The sequence below is a fragment of the Roseobacter phycocola genome (assembly GCF_042055075.2).
GTDB lineage: Bacteria > Pseudomonadota > Alphaproteobacteria > Rhodobacterales > Rhodobacteraceae > Roseobacter.
Genome location: NZ_CP194010.1, coordinates 2,293,557 through 2,317,151 on the forward strand (window position 1 = coordinate 2,293,557; position 23,595 = coordinate 2,317,151).

Consider the following 23,595-nt stretch of genomic DNA (forward strand, 5'->3'; position numbering starts at 1 on the left):
GTGTGTCAGCAGCCGGAACTGGCCAGCACCATCACCCAGATATTCCCTTCATCCTGCACCAGCGCGAAATCGGCGACTTCCCGGGACAGCATGTTGCGGCGATGACCCTCTGAGCCGGCCCAGGCCGCCATGACTTCGGTCAGGTTCTCCTGACCTTTGGCGATATTTTCCGCCACAACACACCACCCATAGCCTGCGCGCGCAACGCGATCCGCGACAGCCGATCCGTCGCTGCCGGTGTGGGAGAAGAAATTCTCCTCTGCCATATCCTGTGCATGTGCACGCGCCGCCTGTTCCAGCATGACCGAATACTGCAGCGTGCTGCGGCCATTGTCTGTGCGGAAGGCATTCAGGGCATCAAGTGCTGCGGAGTCAGCGAGCGCATTTCCCGCGCAGCCGGCGCAAATTGCCGCGAGACCAGCAACGCGCATCAGAGGGTCTCCCGCAGATCGGCCGCCAGCCTGTTCTGACGTGCAATCAGTCCGGCCATGTCCAGGGTCTGTATCTGGCCGTCGCGTACGATCACCCTGCCCTCAACCAAAAGGTCCCGCACCGTCACCGGCCCTGCCAGCAGCAGAGCAGCGGGATCCCAGCTCCCTGCGGCTTCAATGCCGGACACATCCCAGATTGCTATGTCCGCCCGTGCGCCGGGTTCTATGCGCCCGCAGTCAGAGCGTCCCAGGACCTCAGCGCCGCCCCGCGTCGCAATTTCCAGCGCTTCGCGCGCGCTCATCGCATCAGCACCGGACGCCACCCGTTGCAGCAGCATCGCCTGCCGGGCCTCAGCAACCAGGTTGCCGGCATCATTACTTGCCGAGCCATCAACACCCAGCCCGACCGGAACGCCGGCATCCCGCATGGCCCGGACAGGTGCGATCCCGCTGCCAAGCCGGCAGTTTGAACACGGGCAATGCGCAACACCGGTTTTGGTCCGGGCAAAAAGCGCCTGTTCTGACGCGTTCAGCTTAACACAATGAGCATGCCAGACATCCGGTCCGACCCAGCCCAGCTCTTCGGCATATTGCCCCGGCCGGCATCCGAAGGTTTCCAGCGAATAGGCGATATCCTCGTCATTTTCCGCAAGATGCGTGTGCATCATGACGCCTTTATCCCGCGCAAGAACTGCTGCGTCCCGCATCAGATCGCGGCTGACAGAGAAAGGCGAACAGGGCGCAACCCCAACGCGGCACATTGACCCGTCGGCCGGATCGTGGAACGCATCTATGACACGAATGCAGTCCTCAAGGATGTCGGCTTCGCGTTCGACCAGATCATCCGGCGGCAACCCACCTTGCGACACGCCGATGCTCATTGCACCCCTGGTCGGATGAAACCGCAGGCCCACCTCTGCTGCGGCGTGGATCGTATCCTCCAGACGCGCGCCGTTGGGATACAGGTAAAGGTGGTCGCTGCTGAGTGTGCAGCCGGACAGTGCCAGCTCACAAAGACCGACCTGGGCCGAGGTGAAAAAATGCTCTGGCGTGAACCTGGCCCAGATCGGGTACAGCGTCTGCAGCCACCCAAAGAGCAATGCATCCTGGCCGCCGGGCACAGCGCGCGTCAGGCTCTGGTAGAGATGATGATGGGTGTTCACGAGTCCGGGGGTCACGACACAGCCGGTCGCATCCAGAACAGGCGCATCTGACTGAATGTTGAGCCCAACCCCAGCAACGGTTCCACCGCGGATCAGCACATCAGCGCCAGCAAGCTCACTACGCTGATCATCCATCGTCAGAAGATGGTCGGCGCCCCGGATCAGAAGTTCTTTCACGCAGATACCTTCGCCAGTATTTCCAGCGCTTCTGCGTGAAGATCCGGGTTTGCTGCTGCGACGGCGCGGCCGCCCATATGTGCCGGACCGCCCTGCCAGTCGGTCACTATTCCGCCCGCCGCTTCGACCACTGCGATAGGTGCCTGAATGTCATAGGGCTGAAGCCCGGCCTCGATCACCAGATCGGCATGCCCGGCAGCGACAAGAGCATATGCATAACAATCCATGCCATAACGGGTCAGCTTCGCACCCGAGGCGACTGCATGAAAGCCCGCACCCTCTTCTTCTGAACCGACTTCCGGGAATGTCGTGAAAACAGTTGCCTGCGCCAGAGAGTTATCCTTTCTGGTGCGCAGATCGCGACGCCCCAGCGGGCCGTCACAGAAAGCGCCGGCATCACTGCCGCAGAAACGTTCGCCGATATACGGCTGGTCGATCATGCCGAAGAACGGACCGGCACTGTCAGCAACCGCGATCAGAACGCCCCATGTGGGCGTGCCGCTGATAAAACCTCGGGTGCCGTCAATCGGGTCCAGGACCCAGGTCAGTCCGGTTTTCCCGGAAAGCGCTCCGAACTCTTCGCCCAGAATGCCGTCGTCGGGACGGTGTCTGGCGAGGACGTCGCGCATGGCCAGCTCAGCTGCCCGGTCAGCTTCTGTGACGGGATCAAAGCCGTCGTCCAGTTTGTTGTCGGTCAGCGTGCCAGCATTGCGGAAAAACGGCAAAATGGCCGCGCGTGCAGCATCGGCCATTTCGTTAGCAATATTGGTAATGCTGCTCAGGTCGCAGCTGTGTCGGGCATTGTCAGTCATTCTGAAAGACGTGCCAGTTGTGCAGCGCCCATGCAAGAGCCAGGCCGCCGCAAATTCCGGTCAGGCGACGTCGCTCAGCACACGTGCCAGTTCGAACAGGCGCCGGCGCTGATTTTCAGGGATCGCGTAATAAGACCTCACGAGGTCCATTGCTTCCTTGTCGCCCATCATATCAGCCGGGATTGCATCCGCCTGCGTTTCTTCGGCGCCGTCAGATTTCAGCCCCTCAAAGAAAAAGGCGACATCCACTTCCAGAGCGTCGGCTATGTCCCAGAGCCGGGATGCGCTGACACGGTTGGCCCCGGTCTCGTATTTCTGGATCTGCTGGAATTTGATCCCAACGGCTTCGGCCAGTTTCTGCTGTGTCATGCCGACGAGCCAGCGTCTTTGCCGAATTTTCTTCCCTACATGGACATCCACTAAGTGCGCCATTTGTATTTCCTTAATTCAGCCCGGTTACCTCCGGGCGCGAGGCGATGAAGTCATGAACCGTGACATCGAACGCCACAAACTGATTACAGCCGAAATAATATGGAAATTGACACACAGATCAATAAAAATGACGTGTCCGGACAGGCGCGCAGATTCCGGCCTGCGGGATTTCAGAGATTGAAATGCCCGGAGTTATGAACCGAATTGTCTCAAAAACACCTGAGATCCCTTGCAATTGCGTACAAGTATTCGGATTTTTCGTTTTCGACCGCACACTTATGGGTTGTGGGCAGCCTCATGAAAAACTGAAATGAAGGTTAACGTCGTGTGCGGAAATATGACAATACATCTGCATTTTTGCACACCAGCTTTCATTCTGACGCCCCCGGATTTCCGAGCTTCTCTTTTGTGACGTTACGTCAATAAACGGAAGATAAACGGTTTTTGCGAATCCATTGCAGCTGCAGCATCACCCGGCGACTGACCTGAGGCGCGGTGCTTCAGTGCCGGAAAAGGCCCTGCGCAGCAAATCCGCAAGGCTGTCGTGCACCAGCCCTTTGCCCGTCTGGGCACCGTGCAGGTTTATCAGCTGAACCGGCAATTCCGGCAATGCACCTCCATGCTCTATCTTTTCCAGGTGGGGTGGCTCGGTCCCCTCGATCATCGTATGGATCGCCAGATCGGCGCTCACCGTCGCCTCGATGGTCCTGTCGCTTTCGGTCTCGACAATCACGTCCCAGGGAATATCGGCGGTATCGAGCGCCTCTACGACGCGTGGCCGGAAGGTACATAACCTGCCAAAAGCCAGCTTCAGTGGTCGTTGCCGCCACGCCGCACCACCCGGCGCACCAACCCAGCGCAGCGGCTTGCTGCAGAGGGTCTCAGCGCCCGGCTCAGTGTCCGTTTCTGTCGTCAGGATCATGTCGCACTCCCCCCTGCCGAACTGTTGTTTCAGCGCCAGAGTGTAGGAGGACACAAGCTGAACTTTGACCCTGGGGAAAGCCGCATGGAACTGTTTCAGTACCTGCGGGATAGCGGGGTACACAATGTCGTGCGGAACACCCAGAACGATTTCTCCCTCATAGGCCTGGTCCGTCAGTCGGCTGATCACCTCATCGTTCAGCGCAATCATACGTCGCGCATAAACCAGCAGCTGTTCTCCGGACGCTGTCAGCGCGATGGTCCGTCCCGACCGGTCCAGCAACTCAAGCCCCAGCAGTTCCTCCAGCCGCTTCAGCTGCATGGAAACCGCAGACTGCGTGAGATGCAGAAAACCGGCGGCCCGCGTGACACCTCCGGCATCAGCAACAGCCACAAAGGAGCGCAGGGTCGTTATGTCCAGATTTCTCATATCAATTTCCCTGATGTTTATCCCAACAAACATTCACTTTCCAAATGAACCACAACAAATCATATAAATCAACATCGCTGATCATGATCGGCAAACACATCACAGAACGGAAAGGAAAGTCCGATGTTTTTTACAGATACAATCACCCGCCCCGCGTCGCATGGCCCCCGCCGTACCTCTCTGAAGTCACGCCTCAGCCTCTGGCGTACACGCCGCGCGCTGGCGAAACTCGATGCCGCTGGCCTCGCGGATGTCGGAATCTCTGCTGGCGACGCCCGGCACGAAGCGTCGCTGACCATCTGGGACGTTCCGGACAGCTGGAAAACCCGCTGAAAAGTGGGGATTCCGGTGCACATTAACCTCTTATTCACCAAATCGGGGCAAACCCGCGCATTCCCGACCGAAAAGCCTTGAAATAGACACCTTCGCCACCGATATTTGTCGCGAGAGCGCGCAGAAGGTCTGACGCGCCAGATGTTTTAACTGGAGGTCTTTAGATGGCTGACGTGAATACAATCCGGTCAGCGGCCGGATCCCGCGCCGCCCAGATTGATGAGGGACTGCGCGCCCATATGAACAAAGTCTACGCGACAATGTCCGTAGGCATGCTGATCACTTTTGCTGTTGCCTGGGCCGTTGGCACGGCACCCGCGCTGATGGCCGTGTTCCGTGACCCGATCACGCTGCAACCCAATATTCTGGGCTGGATCGTGATGTTCGCGCCGCTGGGCATGGTGTTCATGTTCGGCGCTATGATCAACAGGTTCTCGGCCGCCGCAGCGCAGCTGTTTTTCTACGCCTTCGCAGGCGTTATGGGCCTGTCCATCTCGTGGATCTTTGTTGCTTTCACCGGCATGTCGATCGCTCAGATATTCCTGATCACCTCCATCGCTTTCGCCGGCTTGTCGCTCTGGGGCTACACCACCAAGAAAGACATTTCCGGCTGGGGCAGCTTCCTGATCATGGGCGTTATCGGCCTTGTGGTTGCATCCATCGTCAACATCTTCCTCGGCTCGCCGGCGATCATGTTTGCGGTCTCCGCGCTCGGTGTTCTGATCTTCGCCGGTCTGACCGCGTACGACACACAGAACATCAAGAACACGTACCTGGCCCACGCGCACCACGGCGACCAGGAATGGCTGCAGAAGTCGGGCATTATGGGCGCTCTGAGCCTGTACCTGAACTTCATCAACATGTTCATGATGCTGCTGCAACTCTTCGGCAACCGCGAATAAGCAGCGCCACAGTGAACTGAATTCAGAAGCCGGGTACGAAAGTGCCCGGCTTTTTCAATGGCAGAAAGCAAATCCATGACACGCATTCCCGCAGGAACGGCAAAGGCAGATATCGGTCCCCCGGACGATGCTCTGGGCCAGTACAAAACCGAGTTGCTGAGTGATACCGGCAGGCTGACCCAGTTTGGTGCTTTTGTCGAAGAACTCGCGCCGGGCGCCGCCTCCTCATATGATCACTGGCACGCCAGCGAGGATGAGATGGTTTATATCCTCGAAGGTGAGGTCACCCTGCGGGAGAATGGAAAAGAACACTTGCTGCGCCCCGGAGACGCCGCCTGCTGGCCTGCAGGCGATGACACGGCCCATTGCCTGCGCAACCTTTCACCAGAGCCTGTGCGCTACCTGGTGATCGGCACGCGGCTTCCGCAGGACCGTGTTACTTACCCCGACTTAAAACGCGTGCTGCACTACGACAGGACAACGGACACAAGGCGCTACACCGATCTGAGCGGCAATCCCGCGGAAAAGCCTTTCTGACCCGTCGCCGGAACGGAAAAAGCCGCGCATAAAGCGCGGCCTTTCGGTCGTTCGGCATCAGGCGATCTTACTTGATCTTACCTTCTTTGTATTCGACGTGCTTACGCGCGACGGGGTCGTACTTACGCACGACCATCTTTTCGGTCATCGTCCGCGCGTTTTTCTTTGTGACGTAGAAATGACCTGTCCCCGCCGAGGAGTTCAGACGAATCTTGATCGTGGTTGGCTTGGCCATGGTGTGTCTCCTGCTGCTGCCCTGCTCCGGTGAGGGGCGGCGTGAAATCCTGAAGCCCGGCTTTTACCCGGATGCGGGCCTGAGTCAACCGCAAAAGCCGGGCCTGGCGTTCATTTCATGTATGCTTCCGGCAAAAGCCCGGAGCATGTTGCGCCCCGGGCTTTTACCTCGTTTCATTTGCGCCGTTTAAGACGACATATCATAGGCGCGTTCGCCATGGGCGCTGAGATCCAGACCGGTCGTTTCCTCTTCATCCGACACCCGCAGCGGCACGACAGCCCGCACAACCAAGATGATCACAACGGTCGTAACCAGCGTCCAGACACCGACCACCGCCAGACCGCCCAGCTGCGCCGTCCAGGACGCGTGACCGAACACCGCCAGCATGATGATGCCGAACATGCCGCCCACCCCGTGCACCGCGAAAACGTCCAGCGTGTCATCGATGTTGAGCACGTTTTTCACGACCCCGCAGAGTTCCTGACACATAATGCCCGCGACGGCCCCGATCAGAAGTGCCTCAACGGGACTGACTGAGCCCGAGGCCGGTGTGATGGAGGCGAGACCAGCGATTGTACCGGTGACCATGCCAACCAGCGACGCCTTGCCGTAGCGGAACTTTTCCCAGCCTGCCCATGTCAGCGACGCCGTCGCGGCAGAGATATGGGTCACGGTCAGCGCCATGGCGGCGCCCCCGTCCGCTGCAAGCTGCGATCCGCCATTAAAGCCAAACCAGCCGACCCAGAGCATGGCAGCCCCGATCATCACCATGCCCGGGTTGTGGGGCGGCACGTTCCTGTTGCGCCGCGGCCCGAGCATAGCGGCAAGCACAAGGGCTGCGATACCTGCTGTCTGGTGCACGACAATACCACCGGCAAAGTCGTTTACGCCATCGGCAAACAGGGACCATCCAGCGCCGGCCAGCAGTCCCCCGCCCCAGATCCAGTGCGCGACCGGTGCATAGCAGATCAGCATCCACAGGCCGGAAAACGCCATGACAAAGGCGTATCCGATACGTTCAACATAGGCACCAACGATGAGCGCCGGTGTGATGATAGCGAAAGTCATCTGAAAGGCGAAAAAGAGTACTTCCGGGATAGTGCCCGATACCGTCTCGGCATCAACGCCGTTCAGAAAGGCCTTGCCCAGACCGCCCCACCAGGCGTCCCCGTCGCCAAAGGCAATTGAGTAGCCAAGCGCCAGCCAGAGAATGCTCATCAGACAGGCAATCGAGAAGCACTGCATGAAAACACTCAGCACGTTGCGCGCCCGCACAAGCCCGCCATAAAACAGCGCCAGTCCCGGCAGCGTCATAAACAGCACAAGCGCCGTTGCCACGATGATCCAGGCGGTATCCGCACCAACCATGATTCTTTCCTCCCCACGTCAGAATTGCGCTGTGGGTGGAACAAAGACCTGCCGAATAAAACAGCAGAAACCACACATGGTGCCCGTTTATGCGCCAATTCTGAAAACGCCTCAAAATTAAGCGCTCTGGGCGGGCTTGTGGTGAAAAAAGCGGCGCGTTGAAATCACCGCTTCACCCTCAAAGCTCGACGCGCACTTCATGCATCCACAGCTTCGCAGGCCGTGACAGCATGAACACCACGACGTCCGCGAGGTCATCGGGTTCGGTGAAAATATGGTTCGGAACGTCCTCGCCTGCCTTGGCAAACATGCCGGTGTTGGTCCCGGACTGATACAGGCCCGCAACACGCACACCGGTTTCCGCTTCGTCTGTTTTCAGAACGTCCGTAAATCCGCGCATCCCGTATTTGGTCGCCGTGTAGACCGACTGTCCGGCCTGCGCCACGACACCCGACTTCGAGATGACATTCAGAACAGCCGCCTCGCCACGGGTACGCAAACCGGGCAACAATGCCCGTGTGAGCTGGATTGTGCCCGTCAGGTTCGTGCGGATCGTCGCCTCAAGCATATCTTCGGTAATCGTGTCCAACGGCCCGGTTTTGTGCCAGATGCCCGCGTTGTTCACCAGAATATCAGGCGCACCGACACGCTGTGGAATCTCGGTGGCGACAGCAGCAATCGCGGCAGGGTCCGTCATGTCACAAACAATTCCCGCAGCTTTCGGCGCACCGGCCGCAGTCATCTCAGCCTCTACAGCTTCAAGCCGTTCAGTGTTCCGCCCGAGCGCCGCGACACAGCAGCCGGCCGCCGCCAGCTTCAGACAGATATGCCGGCCGATCCCGTCGCTGCCACCCGTGACAACTGCTGTTTTCCCTTTGAGCTCCATGACTTGATCCTTCTGGTTTTCAGGTGCGTGGAAGGCCTGTAAGCCGGATTCTGTTCCCCGGGGGCGAACCCCGGATCGATGACCATTCCTCTGACTGCCCGGTTGCCCGGACAGCTATAGCTGCCAACCCGGATCTGCGGGGGCAAAAGCGGCCCCGTCCGGTCACCCGGACACGCGATCCCTATTTGGCATTGCTCCCGGTGGGGCTTGCCATGCCGCACCTGTTGCCAGGCACGCGGTGGGCTCTTACCCCACCGTTTCACCCTGACCAGGTGCCGGTTTCGGTTGCCCGACCCTGCATCTGGCGGTTTGTTTTCTGTGGCGCTTTCCGTCGGGTTCCCGGAAGGTTTCCCCGCCGCTCCCCGCCCGGGCGTTACCCGGCACCGTTGCTTTTCGGAGTCCGGACTTTCCTCGACACCGTTTGACCGGTGCCGCGGCCATCCGGCCTTCCACGCGTTGCGCGTCTTGCGCGCAATTGACAGCCCAGTCAATGGGCATATTCAGAAATGCAGAGGCGACTGCACTAAGGCATCTGTCACGCGGCACCGAAGTCATTGAGGTAAGACAACATCACCAAGCGGTCCGCACCGTTCGGTGGCCCTTCCGATGCAGGCAGGAACCGGTCGCGGAAAGACTGCAGCTTGGCAGACAGGGGCCCGTCAGCAGTGTACCCGATTTCCGCCAGGAGTTCTGTACATTCTGCTGGATCGAACCCGTCACGAAAATGCTCTGAGACAGGTTGAAAATCAGGCCAGGCAGCGAGGCCACGCATCTGCAGCCGCGCCCAGTCAAAGCGCGGCCCGGGGTCTGTTTTGCGGCCTGGGGCCATGTCGGAATGTCCGATCACGTTTGTCGGTAAAATTTCCCAGCGTTGCACAATGTCCCTCAGGAGGTTCTCGAGCGCCGCCATCTGCGGTTCCGGGAACGGATGTGCACCGGTATTATCCAGCTCAATACCGATCGATCGGGAGTTGATATCCTCCAGCCCACGCCACGCGCCTGCGCCCGCGTGCCAGGCGCGGTGCTCTTCGTCCACGAGACGGGTCACGGCGCCCTGCCTGTCGATGATGTAATGTGCAGACACTTCCGCTGCCGGATCGCTCAGGCGGGCAATCGCCGCTTCGGCGCTTTGCATCGCGGTGTAGTGAATGACAACAATCTCCGGAAGAAGGCCGTTTTTACGAGGCCCAAAGTTCGGAGACGGGCGGTGCAGCACCGCCGCTTCAGCCCTGAGATGCCCTGCGGAAGGGCGTCGGATCCCAGGCGCAGGCATATCCATCGCCATCCGGATCCAGCCCCAGACGATCACGTGCGGGGCCGCCCCGTTCCAGAAATTCAATCTGAGCAAGATCAGGTGACGCGTACTTTGCGCAGTTCCGTTCAGCGCGTGCCGCACCATTCAGGCCCGCGCGCGCATAGACGCGTGCGCCGACCGGGTGCGACGTCTGCAGTGCAAAGGCCACGACATTGGGCTGACTGTCACCGCTGCGTTCCGGCAGCGCCTGCGGCTGGACCACCTGGTACTGTGCCCGGTTGCGTTCGATGCGCGCAGCATCACTTTCAATCGTCTGGCGGCCTGCGACTGCTTCAAAGTCATTCTCGTCTGAAATACCCGGATTGTTCACCACCACCGGCGCCGGATTTGACGGGCTGGCCTGCACTGGTTCAATACCGGAGTTCAGCGCGGCGCTGTCCGGTGCGGGACCGGTGCGTGTCTGATCCAGGACGCGCGTGGTTTCTGCGGCGGTGGCTTCGGCAGAGCCCGGAACCGGGCTGACACCCGTTTCGGGCGGCGGGGCGCCGGTGCCTCCGACGGGCGCGCGGACCGTTTCCGGCACCCGGAACTGGCTGTTCTGCAGGGCCGCATCGCGCGCCTGCTGTTCCTCGAACGAGGTGCCGAAACCGACGCCCCGGGCGCTATCAGGGATCTGAGGCGCACAGGCCGCGACCCCTGCCATCAGGAATGGAACAAAGACAAAACGAAAACGCATGAAAGAGCCTGCCGGGTTTTTGATTTGCCTCAGGCTACCACCATTTTCCTGGCTTTGCCACAAAGCCCGCGGACTGCTCCAGGCGCCAGGCTGCCGACAGAAGGTCGGCTTCGGCCCAGGGCTGCCCGATCAGTTGCAGCCCGAGCGGCAGACCCTGGTGGTCGAGACCTGTCGGCACAGCAACGCCGGGCAGACCGGCGAGGTTTACGGTCACGGTAAAGACGTCATTGAGATACATCGCCACAGGATCAGCATCCGTCATTTCACCGAGGCCAAAGGCAGATGAGGGTGTCGCCGGTGTCAGGATCGCGTCAATACCTTCGGCAAACACCTGCTCAAAGTCACGCTTGATTAGTGTCCGGACCCGCCGGGCCCGGTTGTAATAGGCATCATAAAAACCGGCAGACAGCACATAGGTGCCGATCATCACACGCCGCTGCACTTCCGGCCCGAAGCCTTCGGCGCGGGTTTTTTCATACATCTCCGTGATGCCATCGCCCTGTTCCAGCCGCGCACGGTGGCCATAGCGCACGCCGTCATAGCGGGCGAGGTTCGACGACGCCTCAGCGGGCGCAATAACGTAATACGCAGGCAGCGCGTATTTCGTATGCGGCAAGGAGATATCCACGATCTCGGCCCCCGCATCCTTCATCGTCGCGATGCCCTCCTGCCAGAGAGCCTCGATCTCATCGGGCATGCCATCCATGCGGTATTCTTTGGGGATGCCGATCTTTTTGCCACGCACGTCACCGGTGAGCGCGGCCTCAAAATCCGGCACGGGCAGATCCGCGGATGTGCTGTCCTTCGGATCATGGCCACACATCGCTTCGAGCATGATTGCGGCATCGCGCACGGATTTCGTCATCGGCCCTGCCTGATCCAGCGAGGACGCAAAGGCAACGATGCCCCAGCGCGAACAACGCCCATAGGTCGGTTTGATCCCGACGGTGCCGGTAAAGGCCGCAGGCTGGCGGATTGATCCACCGGTATCCGTGCCTGTTGCCGCAAGGCAGAGATCAGCGGCCACCGCGGCAGCCGACCCACCGGACGACCCGCCCGGTGTCAGCGGCGTGTCATCATTGCCCCGGCGCCACGGATTGACCGCATCACCATAAACAGAGGTTTCGTTGGACGAGCCCATCGCGAATTCGTCCATGTTCAGCTTGCCCAGCATCACCGCCCCCGCATCCGCGAGATTCTGGCTGACCGTGCTTTCATATTCAGGCAGGAAACCTTCGAGGATGCGTGAGCCTGCCTGGCTGGCCACACCCTTTGTGCAGAACAGGTCTTTGATGCCGATGGGCAACCCGCACATTGCCGGCGCATCTCCTTTCGCGATCCGTGCGTCGGCAGCGGCGGCGCGGTCCAGTGCGAGTTCCGGTGTCTTGTGCACGAAGGCATTCAGGACATCCGCCTGATCAATCGCCGTCAGACAGGCTTCGGTCAGCTCCCGCGACGTGGTCTCGCCCGCGCGCAGCGCATCGCGTGCCTCTGCAAGGCCCAGTTCATTCAGCTTCGTCATTATTCAACCACCTTCGGCACTGCAAAGAAGCCCTCGCGCGCATCCGGCGCGTTGGACAGGATTTTTTCCTGCTGGTTGCCGTCCTGCACCTCATCCACCCGACGCTTGAGCCGTTGTGGCGTGACGGAGGTCATCGGTTCCACGCCTTCGACGTCAACTTCGCTCAGCTGCTCAATAAAGCCCAGAATGGTGTTGAATTCCCCGGCCAGTGCCGGCAGCGCTTCGGGTTCAACCCGGATGCGGGCCAGTTTGGCCACACGCGCAGCGGTGCTCTCGTCAATCGACATTCGGTGATCCTCTTTGCTCTTGCCGCCGTTTACCGCGCGCCCGCGCTGTTGCCAAGCCTGTGCGCGTGGTAAACCGCGATCATCCAGCCCAGCATCAGACCATTGAGGAGATGCCAGGCAAAATGCGTGCCCAGCGGCAGGGCATCGCACAGCGGAATATCGATGGTGCGGAACGTCAGTGACACAATCAGAATGCCCGCTCCGATGGCCATACCCCGCGCCAGCACCGGCGCACGTCTGCGCAGCAGAAAAGCATAGATCAGAATGAGCAGCGGCACCGGTGCGTAACCGGCCGATGACCCAAGCCCAGGGATCAGGCCAAACAATGGCACGGTCAGCGCAGCATAAGGGACATACAGCGCCGTCAGAACCAGTGCCCGCCAGCCCCGCAGCCCCCAGCCGTCGCGGTTGATGGCGTAGAGATACAGCAGAATGAAAGCGCCGATCGGAACGACATCGGCGATCGCTGACCAGACCTGCGCGTGCGTGTGAAACAGATAGCTGCCGAGCCCGATACAGAACACCACGACACAGAGCGCGCGGGCCATGCCGTCACCGGCCGTCCGGCGCCAGAGCACGATGGCGGCGATGATAAAGGCAAGATTGGTGACCGCATTCACCGGTTCAGCCCAGTAGCCCGGGTCCATGCGCTCGCAGTAAGCGTCGATCTGGCGAGTCAGTTCCAAATTTAATCCTTTTGCGCGTTGAATTATACCAAAGGAGCCTTTTCTGCGGCGATTTCCCGGTTACTGTGCCACCTAAATCAACGGCGGAGAGGTTCAATGGATATCATCTGGATGGGACATGGCAGTTTTCGGATCGAAACCGGGGATCAGGTTCTGCTCGTCGACCCCTGGCTGACAGGAAACCCGATGCTGACCGAGGATCAGCACGAGGCGGCCATCTCGGGTGCGACCCATATCCTGATCACCCACGGCCACTTTGATCACACTGCCGATCTGGTGTCGCTTTCCAGATCGCTGTCCGCACCCGCCGTCGGTATCTATGACCTGATGGGGCATTTCGAAGAAACAGAAGGCCTCAGCACTATAGGTTTCAACATGAGCGGCCGGGTCATGCTGGGAAATGTGGCGGTCAGTATGGTGCCCGCGATGCATTCCACGTCACTCCCCGGTGCAAATGGTGCGCCTGTCGGCCGGGAGTGCGGTTACATCATCGAAGCCGATGGACACACGCTGTATATTTCCGGCGATACCGGCATCATGGCGGACATGGCCTGGATCGCCGAATACTACCAGCCAGATGTGGGTATTCTGAGCGCAGGCGGCCATTTCACGATGGATATGAAAGGGGCTGCATGGGCTGCGAAGAAGTATTTTGACTTCAAAACAGTCATCCCCTGCCATTACCGGACGTTCGACATTCTGGAACAGTCTGCCGACGATCTGGTTGCGGGTCTGCCCGGCGTCGACGTGATTGAGCCGGAAGTCATGAAGCCGATCAGCCTCTGATGGATGCGCCGGTTTCGTCAGCGGCGAAACCGGAAAAAGGCCCGCAGCATGACCTCGGCCTCTTCAGCGGCGATACCGTCAAAAACCTCAGGCACGTGATGACACTGCGGATGTGCGAACACCCGCGCGCCATGGGCCACGCCGCCTGATTTCGGATCATCTGCCCCGTAATACAACCGGCCGATCCGCGTGGCAGAAATTGCCGCAGCGCACATGGGACAGGGTTCCAGCGTGACATAGAGATCATGGCCCGGCAGCCGTTCTGACCCGGCAGCCGCACAGGCGGCGCGGATGGCCAGAACCTCGGCATGGGCCGTCGGATCGTTAAGCTCCCGCGTGCGGTTGCCTGCAGCAGCGACAACACGGCCCTGCGGGTCGACCACAACGGCCCCCACCGGGACCTCATCGCGTTTTGCCGCGGCCCGCGCCTCTGACAGCGCCTGTTCCATATGTGACGTAAAGCCCATCTGATGGTGATGCCCTCAAAGGCCTCTCTTTCGCAAGACCCGCAAACAGGATATGCCGCCGCCATGAGCACTGACGAAACACCAAAAGGCGACCGCATCGCCAAGGTTCTGAGCCGCGCCGGCATCGCCAGCCGCCGAGAAGCCGAGCGCATGATCGAAGCCGGGCGCGTTTCCGTCAATGGCAGGATAATCTCCTCGCCTGCCCTGAACGTCACCACCAGCGACAAAATCGCTGTTGATGGCAAGGAGGTTGGCGAACCTGATCCGCCGCGGATCTGGCTGTACCATAAACCTGTCGGCCTGGTCAGCACGGACAGCGATGAAAAGGGGCGCGACACAATCTACGACAGAATGCCCGAAGACATGCCGCGCGTCATGAGCATCGGACGGCTTGACCTGAATTCCGAAGGTCTGCTGCTTCTGACAAACGATGGCGGTGTGAAACGGCGTCTGGAGCTGCCATCGACCGGCTGGCTGCGCCGTTACAGGGTTCGCGTGAACGGACGCCCGACCGAAGAAACCTTCGAGCCATTGCGCAAAGGGATCACCGCAGAGGGTGAGACATTCCAGCCCATGGCAGTTTCGCTGGACCGACAACAGGGGGCCAATGCCTGGCTTACCGTCGGGCTGCGTGAAGGGCGCAACCGCGAAATCCGGCGCGCCATGACGGAAATCGGGCTGACCGTGAACCGGCTCATCCGTATCAGCTATGGCCCGTTCCAGCTGGGCGAACTGAAGCAGGGCGAGGTTGAGGAAGTCAGGCGCAAGGTCGTGCGGGATCAGCTGGGCCTTGATGCCGCCGACGAGCGCAACACGGCGCAGATGCCTGCGCGTGGAAAAGGCTCCGGCCGCCCTGCCGTTCGCCGCGCCGCACGCCGGAAAACAACACCTGACAAACGGAAATAACCTGCGGCGGTTCCCGGTGAAAAACAGCTCCCCTTTCCCCCTGCCACCGGATGCGCCGGGCCGCCACATTCAGACCATAGCATGAACGTCGGGCGCCGCACGCTCTGACAGCACAGTCTGAGCGTCTGAGCGGGACAGAAAACTGGCGCGGTTGTAAATGTGCGCATATATTCGCAGAGTGTCCGGGACGAGGGAGAGCCATGACGCCCACAACATTTCAGAAAACAGCCTATGTGGCGCTTTTGCTTGTGATGCTGGGTGTCGCATCCGGGCTTTTGTCCCGGCTCTGATTTATGGCGCAGCGTTTCGGCGGAAAATACAGCCCGAATGGCAAACCGGACAACGGGGCCGCCCGGCCCGGTGCCTACACCAGCGCGCGTGTGGATCCCGTCGGAGCGCGCGCAAATCTTATGTTTCTGCCCGCTGTTGTGTTGCTGTTCACCGCGATTTTCAACGGTGCCCTTGGCCTCGCGACGGGCGTTGCCGGCGCGGGCATTCTCAGCCTCGGCGCATGGCTCCTGCGCGGCGGCCTGCAGGCAGAGGCTGCCTGGCACGCCCGTAAAGTAGCGCGCCGTCCGGCCCTGCCCCGCAAGATACTGGCCGCGCTGCTCGCAGGTGCCGGCATTGCCATGGGAGCCTTCAGTCACGGCGCAGGTATTGCGGCGGCTGTTCTCTTTGGCGTGGTTGTGGCCGGGTTGCATCTGGCTGCTTTCGGCACAGATCCGCTCAGTGACAAGGGCATGGAAGGCATCGATACGTTCCAGCAGGACCGAGTGGCCCGCGTGGTCGACGAAGCCGAAGACCACCTGCGCGCTATGTCTGACGCGCTGCGCCGCGCGAATGACCGTGAGGTCAGCGCACGCATGGAGCAGTTTCAGGCCGCCGCACGCACATTGATTGCAACGGTCGAGGATGACCCGCGGGATCTGACCGCGGCCCGCAAATATCTGGGCGTTTATCTGATGGGTGCGCGCGACGCCTCGGCGAAGTTTGCAGACATTTATGCACGGTCCAGGGACACCGGTGCCAAAACAGACTATCTCGTCCTTCTGGATGACATGGAAAAGAACTTTGCAGCACGCACTGAAACGCTGCTGCTGGACGACCAGACCGATCTGACGGTCGAGATCGAGGTCCTGCGGGACCGACTGAAACGCGAAGGTGTGCGCACCGAATGACGCAGCCCGCACAAGAGAGGAACCGGAATGTCCGATAAGATACGTCAAAAAGCCGAGGCCGTACTGGCCGAGGTGGAAGAAGTAACAGCTGTTGTGCTGCCTGAACCAGCCGAAGCGACAGCGATCGTGCCACTGGCCGACGCCGATGCGCCTGTCGGCGCCGAAATCAGCAAGCGCATGGCCGAGATCGACATGACGGACACCAACTCGATTGTGTCTTTCGGCAGCCGCGCACAGGTTGAGCTGCAGGAAATCAGCCAGGCCATGCTGGGCGGCGTGCGCAACAAGGATGTAGGCCCAGCCGGTGACAGCCTGCGGAACATTGTCTCCACGATCCGTGGTTTTTCGGTCTCCGAACTGGATGTGCGCCGCAAAACCACGTTCTGGGAAAAACTGTTGGGCAAGGCCGCGCCCTTTGCTCAGTTTACGGCACGCTTTGAACAGGTTCAGGATCAGATAGACCGCATCACCGACGACCTTCTCAAGCACGAACACACGCTGCTGAAGGACATCAAATCGCTTGATCTGCTCTATGATAAAACGCTCCAGTTCTATGATGAACTGGCGCTCTATATCGCCGCTGGTGAAGAAAAACTGAGCGATCTCGACGAAAAGACCATCCCGGCCAAAGCCGCCGAAGTCGAGGCCGCTGCGGAAGGTGATCAGGTGATGGTGGCACAGGAACTGCGCGACCTGCGTGCCGCCCGCGATGACCTGGAGCGCCGGGTTCACGATCTCAGGCTGACCCGCCAGGTCACCATGCAGTCCCTGCCCTCTATCCGGCTGGTGCAGGAAAATGACAAATCACTGGTCACTAAGATCAATTCGACTCTGGTCAATACTGTGCCGCTCTGGGAAACCCAGCTGGCACAGGCCGTAACCATTCAGCGTTCTGCCGAAGCCGCCGCTGCAGTACGGGACGCAAATGACCTGACGAACGAACTGCTGACAGCAAACGCGAAGAACCTGCGTGAAAGCAACAAGGTCATACGCGAGGAAATGGAGCGCGGTGTCTTTGACATCGAGGCCGTCAAACAGGCTAACGCCGATCTGATCGGCACCATTGAAGAAAGCCTGCAGATTGCCGACGAGGGCAAGGCACGCCGTGCCGCGGCCGAGACGGAGTTGCAGGAGATGGAAACCCGCCTGCGTGATACGCTGGCTGCGGCCAAAGCGCGGGGTGACGGCACAGGCGACAACGCCGGCACCGCTGTGCCGGGCTGACCGGGAATGCCGGCTGGCACGTTCAGAAAGACCGCTGCGGCGCTGGCATTGCTGGCGCTGACGGCCTGTGACATGCCACTGGCGACCAGTGCCACACCGAAGCCCCGCCCGACACAGAGTGCGCCGGTCGACATCAGACCGACCTCCGAGAAAAGCGCGGCGTTGCGCAGCTATTTTGGCCAGGTTCAGACCGCACAGCTGAACCAGGGCCTGTTGCGCACCGACGGCGGAGGACCGGACACACCGTTTACGGCGGATATGCTGGCGCGGAACTTTGAGCAGATCGTGTTTTTCAACGAATACGCCCGTGCGCTGCAGGGTCGCGGCGGTGAAAGTCCGTTGCGGCGCTGGGATGCGCCGGTGCGTATGAAAGTGATTACCGGCCCCGGCCTGCCCCCCTCACAGGCGCGCGGAGACACGGAAACCATCCGCGAATATGCCCGGCGGCTTTCCGGGATCACCGGCCACCCGATCAGCTTTTTCGGCCGCCCGAACTTCGTGGTCATCGTCGCATCCGAGGACGACCGTGACATGGCACTGAACCAGGCCGCGGCTGAAATACCCGGCATCTCGGCCCAGAGCCTCGACGCGCTCCGCAATCTGAACCGCGACACCTATTGCGCGGTCGCCGCCTATGCCGCAGGTGCCGGTGCAAATACCTACACGGCTGCCGTGGCCCTTATCCGCGCGGAAAACCCCGGGCTTCTCCGCCAGAGCTGCATCCATGAGGAACTGGCCCAGGGACTGGGTCTGGCAAACGACAGCCGCGATGCGCGCCCGTCAATCTTTAACGATGACGACGAATTTGCGCTGCTCACCAGGCACGACGAACTGCTGCTGCGGATGCTCTACGATGACCGTCTGAGCCCCGGAATGACCGCGGAAGAGGCCGCGCCGGTGACACGGATTATGGCACGTGAACTGATCAGCGGACCACTCTGAATTATCTCATGTAACACATGAGAAAGAACACGCAAAGGACTGAGTAAATGGGAATTTTTGATTTTCTTTCCGGCGAATTTATCGATGTCATCCACTGGACAGACAACACGCGGGACACCATGGTCTGGCGGTTTGAGCGCGAAGGTCATGAGATCAAGTACGGCGCGAAGCTGACAGTCCGCGAAGGACAGGCAGCAGTGTTCGTGCACGAAGGCCAGCTGGCCGATGTCTTCACACCCGGTCTCTACATGCTCGAGACGAACAATATGCCGGTCATGACGACCCTGCAGCACTGGGACCATGGTTTCCGCAGCCCTTTCAAGTCCGAGATTTATTTCGTCAACACCACCCGGTTCAACGATCTGAAATGGGGTACAAAGAATCCGGTGATCTGCCGTGATCCCGAGTTTGGCCCCGTGCGGCTGCGTGCCTTCGGAACCTACTCGATCAAAGTGTCGGATCCCGCGAAGTTCCTTGTGGAAATCGTTGGAACGGATGGTGAATTCACGATGGACGAGATCAGTTTTCAGATCCGCAACATCATCGTGCAGGAATTCTCGCGCACTCTGGCGCGCGCCGGTATTCCGGTCATGGATATGGCTGCGAACACACGCGAACTCGGCCAGTTGGTTGGACGCGAGATCGAAGCTCAACTGGCTGAATACGGACTGTCGATGCCGGAACTATACATCGAAAACATATCCCTGCCGCCCGCAGTTGAAGAGGTGATGGACAAGCGCTCCTCGATGGGCGTGATCGGCAATCTGAACGAATACATGCAGTTCCAGGCCGCAGAGGCGCTTGGGCGCGACGGTGCGGGCGCTGCCGCGATCCAGGCGGGTCTGGGCGCGGGTCTGGGCATGCAGATCGGCCAGGCAGCCGCGCAGCAACAGGGACCGTGGGGCGCACGCGCTGCCGCACCAGCCGCCGTGCCGCCCCCGCCGCCACCGGTGGAGCATGTGTGGCACATTGCCGAAAACGGTCAGACCAAGGGGCCCTACTCCAAGGCTGCTTTGGGGCGCATGGCAACCGATGGCGCGCTGACCCGCGAAACGCTTGTCTGGACGCTTGGCCAGGACGGCTGGCTGGCCGCGGGCGAGGTTACCGAACTGGCCCAGCTGTTCACAGTGCTGCCGCCACCGCCGCCACCCCCGGCGGGCTGACGCGAAATGCGGCGACACGCCACCATAGGGCTGCACTGGTCGATTCTGATTTTTCTGCTGCTTTTGCTGGCGGCAGGGTCGTCGCACGCGGTGCTCTCCTGGCTGTTCGGTCTGGCAGGGTTGGCAATGTGCATGCTGGCGCTGGTGTGCGGGCTGATGAATAGCCCCGGCCCCGTTCTGAGCGGTGCGCTGCGCCGGGCGCATCCGTGGGCCAACCGGGGGATGTATCTGCTGCTTGGGGTCTGCAGCCTGTCCGTTCTGGCCCCGCAACTGGGTTTTTCTCTGCCCGGACCGGGCCCGCGCGACCTTTTGGTCGGACTTCTTGGTGCAGGCCTGCTGCACGGCATTTTCAATCTCTGGCGGACCACCGCGCTGGGTGACGGCGCGCTGCGCCGCATATTACCGGGAGGATGGCTGTGAGCGACGCGACGACCGGTACCCCGCCGCCTGCGCCGGCGGCTGAGCATCATTTTCCCTGTGACACCTGCGGTGCTGATCTGAGATTTGATCCGGCGCACGGACAGATGCGCTGCGATCACTGCGGCAACACCGAAGCGATGGATCACGGCCCCTGGGCCGCGGCCAGCATCCGCGAACTCGACTTCCGCGCGGCTCTCGGGGATGCATTGCCAAAAGCAGATATGGAGGAAACCCGGGTTTCCAAATGCCCCAACTGTGCGGCGGAGGTGGAATTCGACCCGGCGGTTCATGCAACGGAGTGCCCCTTCTGCGCCACGCCGGTCGTTGCTGACACAGGCACCCACAGGCATATCAAACCCCGCGCGGTTCTGCCCTTTGCCTTTGACGAGGCGGCAGCACACAGCGCCATGAGCGACTGGCTGGGCGGTCTGTGGTTTGCGCCAGGCGGCCTGCAGGCTTACGCGCGCAAGGGGCGGCGCATGCAGGGCATATATGTGCCCTACTGGACGTTCGATGCCGATACCAAATCCCGGTACACTGGCGAACGTGGAACAGTTTATTACGAAACCCGCACTGTTACCCGCAACGGCAAGACCTCGCAGGTGCGCGTCGCGCGCGTGCGCTGGCGGTCTGCCTCGGGCCGCGTTGCCCGCTTTTTTGATGACGTGCTGGTGCTTGCCTCGCGCAGCCTGCCGAAGATATTCACCGATGGGCTGGCGCCCTGGGATCTGGCAGCACTTGAGCCTTACACGCCCGAGTATCTCGCCGGATTCCGCGCCGAAGGCTACGCGGTATCATTGGAGGACGGTTTCCGCGAGGCCCGCGAACAGATGGATGCAACCATTGCACGGGACATTCGGTTTGACATCGGCGGTGACCGCCAGCGCATCCACAGCGTGGACACGCGGGTCAGCGATGTGACCTTCAAACACATCCTTCTGCCCGTCTGGCTCGCCGCCTACAAATACCGCGGCCAGACCTACCGCTTTGTCGTGAACGGGCGGACGGGTCGGGTCCAGGGCGAACGTCCCTGGTCTGCCGTGAAAATCGCGCTCGCTGTGATTGGTGTCGCCATTCTCGCGGCTGGGGCTGCCTATTTTTATGCGATGAACCAATGACAAGATTTGATGCACTGACCGGCTTGCTTGACGACAGATACTCCTGCCGGGCCTTCCGCGCCGACGAGGTTCCGCGCAGCGACATCGAACGCATCATCGACGCCGCCCGGCGGGTCCCCTCCTGGTGCAATGCCCAGCCCTGGCAGGTAACGATCACCTCGGGTGCCGCGACGGAAATGTTTCGCACGGCGCTTCAGGCAGAGGTGGCTGCGGGCACACCCGCACCGGATCTGGCCGCACCCGAAGGGTATCCGGGCGTATATGGCGACCGGCGGCGCACCTGTGGCTGGCAGCTCTATGAGGCGGTTGGTGTTGAAAAAGGCGACCGTGCTGCTTCAGCAAAGCAGATGATGCGCAATTTCGCGCTGTTTGACGCACCGCATGTGGCGATCATCTCCAGCCCCCGTGCACTGGGGCCCTACGGAGCCATGGATACAGGCGGGTTTGTCACAGCCTTCTCGCTCGCGGCAACGGCCTGCGGCGTGGACACGATCCCCCAGGCCGCAATCGCTTTCTATTCAGCATTTGTGCGCAGGTACTTTGACCTTGGAGACGACCGGCTGGTGCTCTGTGCCATATCCTTCGGTTATGCCGACACGGACCATCCCGCCAACAGTTTCCGCACCGACCGTGCAACCGTTGACGACATCGTGGACTGGCGGACATGAGAGCGCTGCTGCAACGCATCAGCGAAGCCAGTGTAGCGACAGGTGGAGAGACTGTGGGCCGTTCCGGGCCCGGCCTGCTCATCCTGGTCTGCGCCATGCCCGGGGACACCGACGAGACGGCTCGTGCGCTGGCGGCCAAAGTATCAAAGCTGCGGATTTTCCACGATGACGACGGTCGCATGAACCTCTCAGTGGTCCAGACCGGCGGATCGGCACTTGTGGTCAGCCAGTTCACGCTGGCCGCGGATACATCACGCGGCAACAGACCCGGGTTTTCGGGTGCCGCGCGCCCCCCGGAAGCTGAAGAGCTTTATCTGGCCTTTGCACATCATCTGCGCGATCTGGGCATCGCAACCGAAACCGGGCGTTTTGGAGCCGATATGAAGGTCAGTCTGGTAAACGACGGGCCCGTGACCATCTGGCTGGACACGGAAAACCCCTGAGCGCCATTGCCATTCTGCGGAAATCACGACAAAACCTGAGCATGCAAAAAGACGATCTGCTACAGAGGCTTTTTCAGGCCGGTGTCCGCGCGGTGCGCGGCGACGTATCCGTAACTGCGGCACTGGACAGCGCGCCCTGCCCGGTGCCGGATCAGATTATCGCGGTCGGAAAGGCCGCAACAGCCATGGCAGGCGCTGCTGCAACGCGTTTTCCGGATACGCCAATGCTGATCGTAACGAAATACGATCATGCTGACGGCGCGCCTGCCCATGCCCACGTCATCGAAGCCGCGCACCCGGTGCTTGATGAAAACTCCCTCATGGCAGGGCGACGGATACGTGAAACCGTGTCTTCTATGGCCCCCGGCAGTCATCTGTTGATGCTTGTGTCGGGCGGCGCCTCCGCGCTGGCTGAGGACCCGGTTGATGGGCTCGATCTCGCCGGGCTCAGCGAGCGGGCGCGCGCAATGCTGGCCTCCGGCGCGGACATTCACGAGATGAACGCCGCACGCAAAAAACTCAGCCGCGTCAAAGGCGGCGCCCTGCTGAGCAATTTCAAAGGCACGCGCGTGACGACGCTGGCCATTTCTGACGTCGAGGGAGACGCGCTGTCTGTTATCGGCAGCGGAATTGGTGATGCGCCTGAGGGTGCCGGTTTTGAGTTTGTGCCACAGATCGTTGCCAGCAATGCGATTGCGCGGTCCGCTGTGGCTGCTGAGGCGGCCCGTCTCGGCATTCCGCTGATAACAGACGAAGAATCGCTTTATGACGATGTGAACGTGGTCGCGGGCCGTGTTGCAGACAAGTTGAGCAACGCTGCTCCCGGATTGCATCTCTTTGGCGGCGAGCCCACGGTTGTTCTGCCGGACAATCCCGGTGAAGGCGGGCGGAACCAGGCCCTTGGCCTGCTGCTAGCACGCGAAATATCGGGCACCGGGGGGCTGCAGGTCCTTGTGGCCGGCACCGATGGCACGGACGGGCCCACGAGTGCTGCTGGTGCAGTCGTGGATGGCGCTGTCTGGTCGCCAGACGGGCAGGACGCCCTGGATCGGGCCGATGCCGGGCCCTGGCTCGCAGCACGTGATGCGCTGCTGACCACCGGGCCGACCGGAACAAACGTCATGGATCTCGTCATAGCACTCAGGCGCTGACCCTTGACAGAATCTG

28 protein-coding genes and 1 other RNA gene are annotated in these 23,595 nt (G+C 60.8%); 14 read left to right on the forward strand and 15 right to left on the reverse strand.

What is annotated here, in order from left to right; all coding sequences use genetic code 11:
- Positions 1-5: 5 nt before the first annotated feature.
- The 5 genes from AB4K19_RS11280 to AB4K19_RS11300 all read right to left on the reverse strand — a co-directional run bounded on the left by AB4K19_RS11280 (position 6) and on the right by AB4K19_RS11300 (position 4,366).
- Positions 6-431, reverse strand: a complete 426-nt coding sequence (locus tag AB4K19_RS11280) for a CAP domain-containing protein (RefSeq protein ID WP_375228461.1) — start codon at positions 429-431, stop codon at positions 6-8.
- Complete coding sequence (locus AB4K19_RS11285; protein WP_375228462.1) at positions 431-1,771, reverse strand: 8-oxoguanine deaminase; 1,341 nt, start codon at positions 1,769-1,771, stop codon at positions 431-433. Before AB4K19_RS11285 ends, AB4K19_RS11280 begins: the two co-directional genes overlap by 1 nt.
- Positions 1,768-2,583 carry a histidinol-phosphatase gene (gene hisN / locus AB4K19_RS11290; RefSeq protein ID WP_375228463.1) on the reverse strand — a complete coding sequence of 272 codons (816 nt, stop codon included), beginning with the start codon at positions 2,581-2,583 and terminating at the stop codon, positions 1,768-1,770. The genes AB4K19_RS11285 and hisN overlap by 4 nt, the downstream gene beginning before the upstream one ends.
- 60 nt (positions 2,584-2,643) lie before the next feature.
- Entirely contained in the window at positions 2,644-3,015 is a 372-nt protein-coding gene (locus tag AB4K19_RS11295; protein ID WP_375228464.1) for a helix-turn-helix domain-containing protein, read from the reverse strand.
- A gap of 469 nt (positions 3,016-3,484) precedes the next feature.
- Positions 3,485-4,366, reverse strand: coding sequence for a LysR family transcriptional regulator (locus AB4K19_RS11300; protein WP_375228465.1), 882 nt, complete (start codon positions 4,364-4,366; stop codon positions 3,485-3,487).
- 123 nt (positions 4,367-4,489) lie between these two features.
- Between AB4K19_RS11300 and AB4K19_RS11305 the strand changes: the two genes are divergently transcribed.
- The 3 genes from AB4K19_RS11305 to AB4K19_RS11315 all read left to right on the forward strand — a co-directional run bounded on the left by AB4K19_RS11305 (position 4,490) and on the right by AB4K19_RS11315 (position 6,138).
- On the forward strand, positions 4,490-4,699 hold the full coding sequence (locus AB4K19_RS11305) for a DUF1127 domain-containing protein (protein ID WP_375228466.1): 210 nt from the start codon (positions 4,490-4,492) through the stop codon (positions 4,697-4,699).
- A gap of 164 nt (positions 4,700-4,863) precedes the next feature.
- Complete coding sequence (locus AB4K19_RS11310) at positions 4,864-5,601, forward strand: Bax inhibitor-1/YccA family protein (protein WP_375228467.1); 738 nt, start codon at positions 4,864-4,866, stop codon at positions 5,599-5,601.
- Positions 5,602-5,676: 75 nt separating this feature from the next.
- Positions 5,677-6,138, forward strand: a complete 462-nt coding sequence (locus AB4K19_RS11315) for a cupin domain-containing protein (RefSeq protein WP_436397595.1) — start codon at positions 5,677-5,679, stop codon at positions 6,136-6,138.
- A 67-nt stretch (positions 6,139-6,205) separates the two neighbouring features.
- Here AB4K19_RS11315 and rpmG read toward each other — a convergent pair whose 3' ends face one another.
- The 9 genes from rpmG to AB4K19_RS11360 all read right to left on the reverse strand — a co-directional run bounded on the left by rpmG (position 6,206) and on the right by AB4K19_RS11360 (position 13,113).
- Positions 6,206-6,373, reverse strand: a complete 168-nt coding sequence (rpmG, locus tag AB4K19_RS11320; protein ID WP_011454349.1) for a 50S ribosomal protein L33 — start codon at positions 6,371-6,373, stop codon at positions 6,206-6,208.
- 186 nt (positions 6,374-6,559) lie between these two features.
- Positions 6,560-7,741: an ammonium transporter gene (locus AB4K19_RS11325; protein ID WP_436397597.1), complete on the reverse strand. Its 1,182-nt coding sequence runs from the start codon at positions 7,739-7,741 to the stop codon at positions 6,560-6,562.
- Between the two features lie 178 nt (positions 7,742-7,919).
- Positions 7,920-8,627, reverse strand: a complete 708-nt coding sequence (locus AB4K19_RS11330) for an SDR family NAD(P)-dependent oxidoreductase (protein WP_375228469.1) — start codon at positions 8,625-8,627, stop codon at positions 7,920-7,922.
- A 23-nt stretch (positions 8,628-8,650) separates the two neighbouring features.
- Positions 8,651-9,080: RNase P RNA component class A (gene rnpB / locus AB4K19_RS11335), an RNA gene on the reverse strand.
- An 82-nt stretch (positions 9,081-9,162) separates the two neighbouring features.
- Complete coding sequence (locus AB4K19_RS11340; protein WP_375228470.1) at positions 9,163-9,900, reverse strand: N-acetylmuramoyl-L-alanine amidase; 738 nt, start codon at positions 9,898-9,900, stop codon at positions 9,163-9,165.
- Positions 9,851-10,618 (reverse strand): hypothetical protein, encoded by a 768-nt coding sequence (locus AB4K19_RS11345; RefSeq protein WP_375228471.1) that lies wholly within the window; start codon positions 10,616-10,618, stop codon positions 9,851-9,853. Before AB4K19_RS11345 ends, AB4K19_RS11340 begins: the two co-directional genes overlap by 50 nt.
- 34 nt (positions 10,619-10,652) lie before the next feature.
- On the reverse strand, positions 10,653-12,140 hold the full coding sequence (gene gatA, locus AB4K19_RS11350) for an Asp-tRNA(Asn)/Glu-tRNA(Gln) amidotransferase subunit GatA (RefSeq protein ID WP_436397598.1): 1,488 nt from the start codon (positions 12,138-12,140) through the stop codon (positions 10,653-10,655).
- A complete protein-coding gene (gene gatC / locus AB4K19_RS11355; protein ID WP_375228473.1) occupies positions 12,140-12,427 on the reverse strand; it encodes an Asp-tRNA(Asn)/Glu-tRNA(Gln) amidotransferase subunit GatC in 288 nt (95 codons plus the stop codon). The genes gatA and gatC overlap by 1 nt, the downstream gene beginning before the upstream one ends.
- Before the next feature lie 29 nt (positions 12,428-12,456).
- Positions 12,457-13,113, reverse strand: coding sequence for a ceramidase domain-containing protein (locus AB4K19_RS11360; protein ID WP_375228474.1), 657 nt, complete (start codon positions 13,111-13,113; stop codon positions 12,457-12,459).
- 96 nt (positions 13,114-13,209) lie between these two features.
- Here AB4K19_RS11360 and AB4K19_RS11365 point away from each other — a divergent pair, with 96 nt between their 5' ends.
- Complete coding sequence (locus tag AB4K19_RS11365) at positions 13,210-13,899, forward strand: metal-dependent hydrolase (RefSeq protein WP_436397599.1); 690 nt, start codon at positions 13,210-13,212, stop codon at positions 13,897-13,899.
- Between the two features lie 17 nt (positions 13,900-13,916).
- Here AB4K19_RS11365 and AB4K19_RS11370 read toward each other — a convergent pair whose 3' ends face one another.
- Positions 13,917-14,366, reverse strand: coding sequence for a nucleoside deaminase (locus AB4K19_RS11370; protein WP_436397600.1), 450 nt, complete (start codon positions 14,364-14,366; stop codon positions 13,917-13,919).
- Positions 14,367-14,429: 63 nt separating this feature from the next.
- On the opposite strand from AB4K19_RS11370, the gene AB4K19_RS11375 reads away from it, so the two are divergent.
- The 10 genes from AB4K19_RS11375 to AB4K19_RS11420 all read left to right on the forward strand — a co-directional run bounded on the left by AB4K19_RS11375 (position 14,430) and on the right by AB4K19_RS11420 (position 23,579).
- Positions 14,430-15,272, forward strand: coding sequence for a pseudouridine synthase (locus AB4K19_RS11375; RefSeq protein ID WP_375228476.1), 843 nt, complete (start codon positions 14,430-14,432; stop codon positions 15,270-15,272).
- 293 nt (positions 15,273-15,565) lie between these two features.
- Positions 15,566-16,450: a 5-bromo-4-chloroindolyl phosphate hydrolysis family protein gene (locus AB4K19_RS11380; protein ID WP_436397602.1), complete on the forward strand. Its 885-nt coding sequence runs from the start codon at positions 15,566-15,568 to the stop codon at positions 16,448-16,450.
- A gap of 27 nt (positions 16,451-16,477) precedes the next feature.
- Positions 16,478-17,674, forward strand: a complete 1,197-nt coding sequence (locus AB4K19_RS11385; RefSeq protein WP_375228478.1) for a toxic anion resistance protein — start codon at positions 16,478-16,480, stop codon at positions 17,672-17,674.
- Between the two features lie 6 nt (positions 17,675-17,680).
- Positions 17,681-18,616, forward strand: a complete 936-nt coding sequence (locus AB4K19_RS11390; protein ID WP_375228479.1) for a DUF2927 domain-containing protein — start codon at positions 17,681-17,683, stop codon at positions 18,614-18,616.
- A 47-nt stretch (positions 18,617-18,663) separates the two neighbouring features.
- Positions 18,664-19,779: an SPFH domain-containing protein gene (locus AB4K19_RS11395; protein WP_436397606.1), complete on the forward strand. Its 1,116-nt coding sequence runs from the start codon at positions 18,664-18,666 to the stop codon at positions 19,777-19,779.
- 6 nt (positions 19,780-19,785) lie between these two features.
- Positions 19,786-20,199: a hypothetical protein gene (locus AB4K19_RS11400; protein ID WP_436397608.1), complete on the forward strand. Its 414-nt coding sequence runs from the start codon at positions 19,786-19,788 to the stop codon at positions 20,197-20,199.
- A complete protein-coding gene (locus tag AB4K19_RS11405; RefSeq protein WP_436397609.1) occupies positions 20,190-21,317 on the forward strand; it encodes a primosomal protein N' (replication factor Y) - superfamily II helicase in 1,128 nt (375 codons plus the stop codon). Before AB4K19_RS11400 ends, AB4K19_RS11405 begins: the two co-directional genes overlap by 10 nt.
- Positions 21,314-21,985: a nitroreductase gene (locus AB4K19_RS11410; RefSeq protein WP_375228481.1), complete on the forward strand. Its 672-nt coding sequence runs from the start codon at positions 21,314-21,316 to the stop codon at positions 21,983-21,985. The genes AB4K19_RS11405 and AB4K19_RS11410 overlap by 4 nt, the downstream gene beginning before the upstream one ends.
- Positions 21,982-22,428 (forward strand): D-aminoacyl-tRNA deacylase, encoded by a 447-nt coding sequence (dtd, locus tag AB4K19_RS11415; RefSeq protein ID WP_436397611.1) that lies wholly within the window; start codon positions 21,982-21,984, stop codon positions 22,426-22,428. Before AB4K19_RS11410 ends, dtd begins: the two co-directional genes overlap by 4 nt.
- A gap of 41 nt (positions 22,429-22,469) precedes the next feature.
- Positions 22,470-23,579, forward strand: a complete 1,110-nt coding sequence (locus tag AB4K19_RS11420) for a DUF4147 domain-containing protein (protein WP_436397613.1) — start codon at positions 22,470-22,472, stop codon at positions 23,577-23,579.
- Positions 23,580-23,595: the final 16 nt, after the last annotated feature.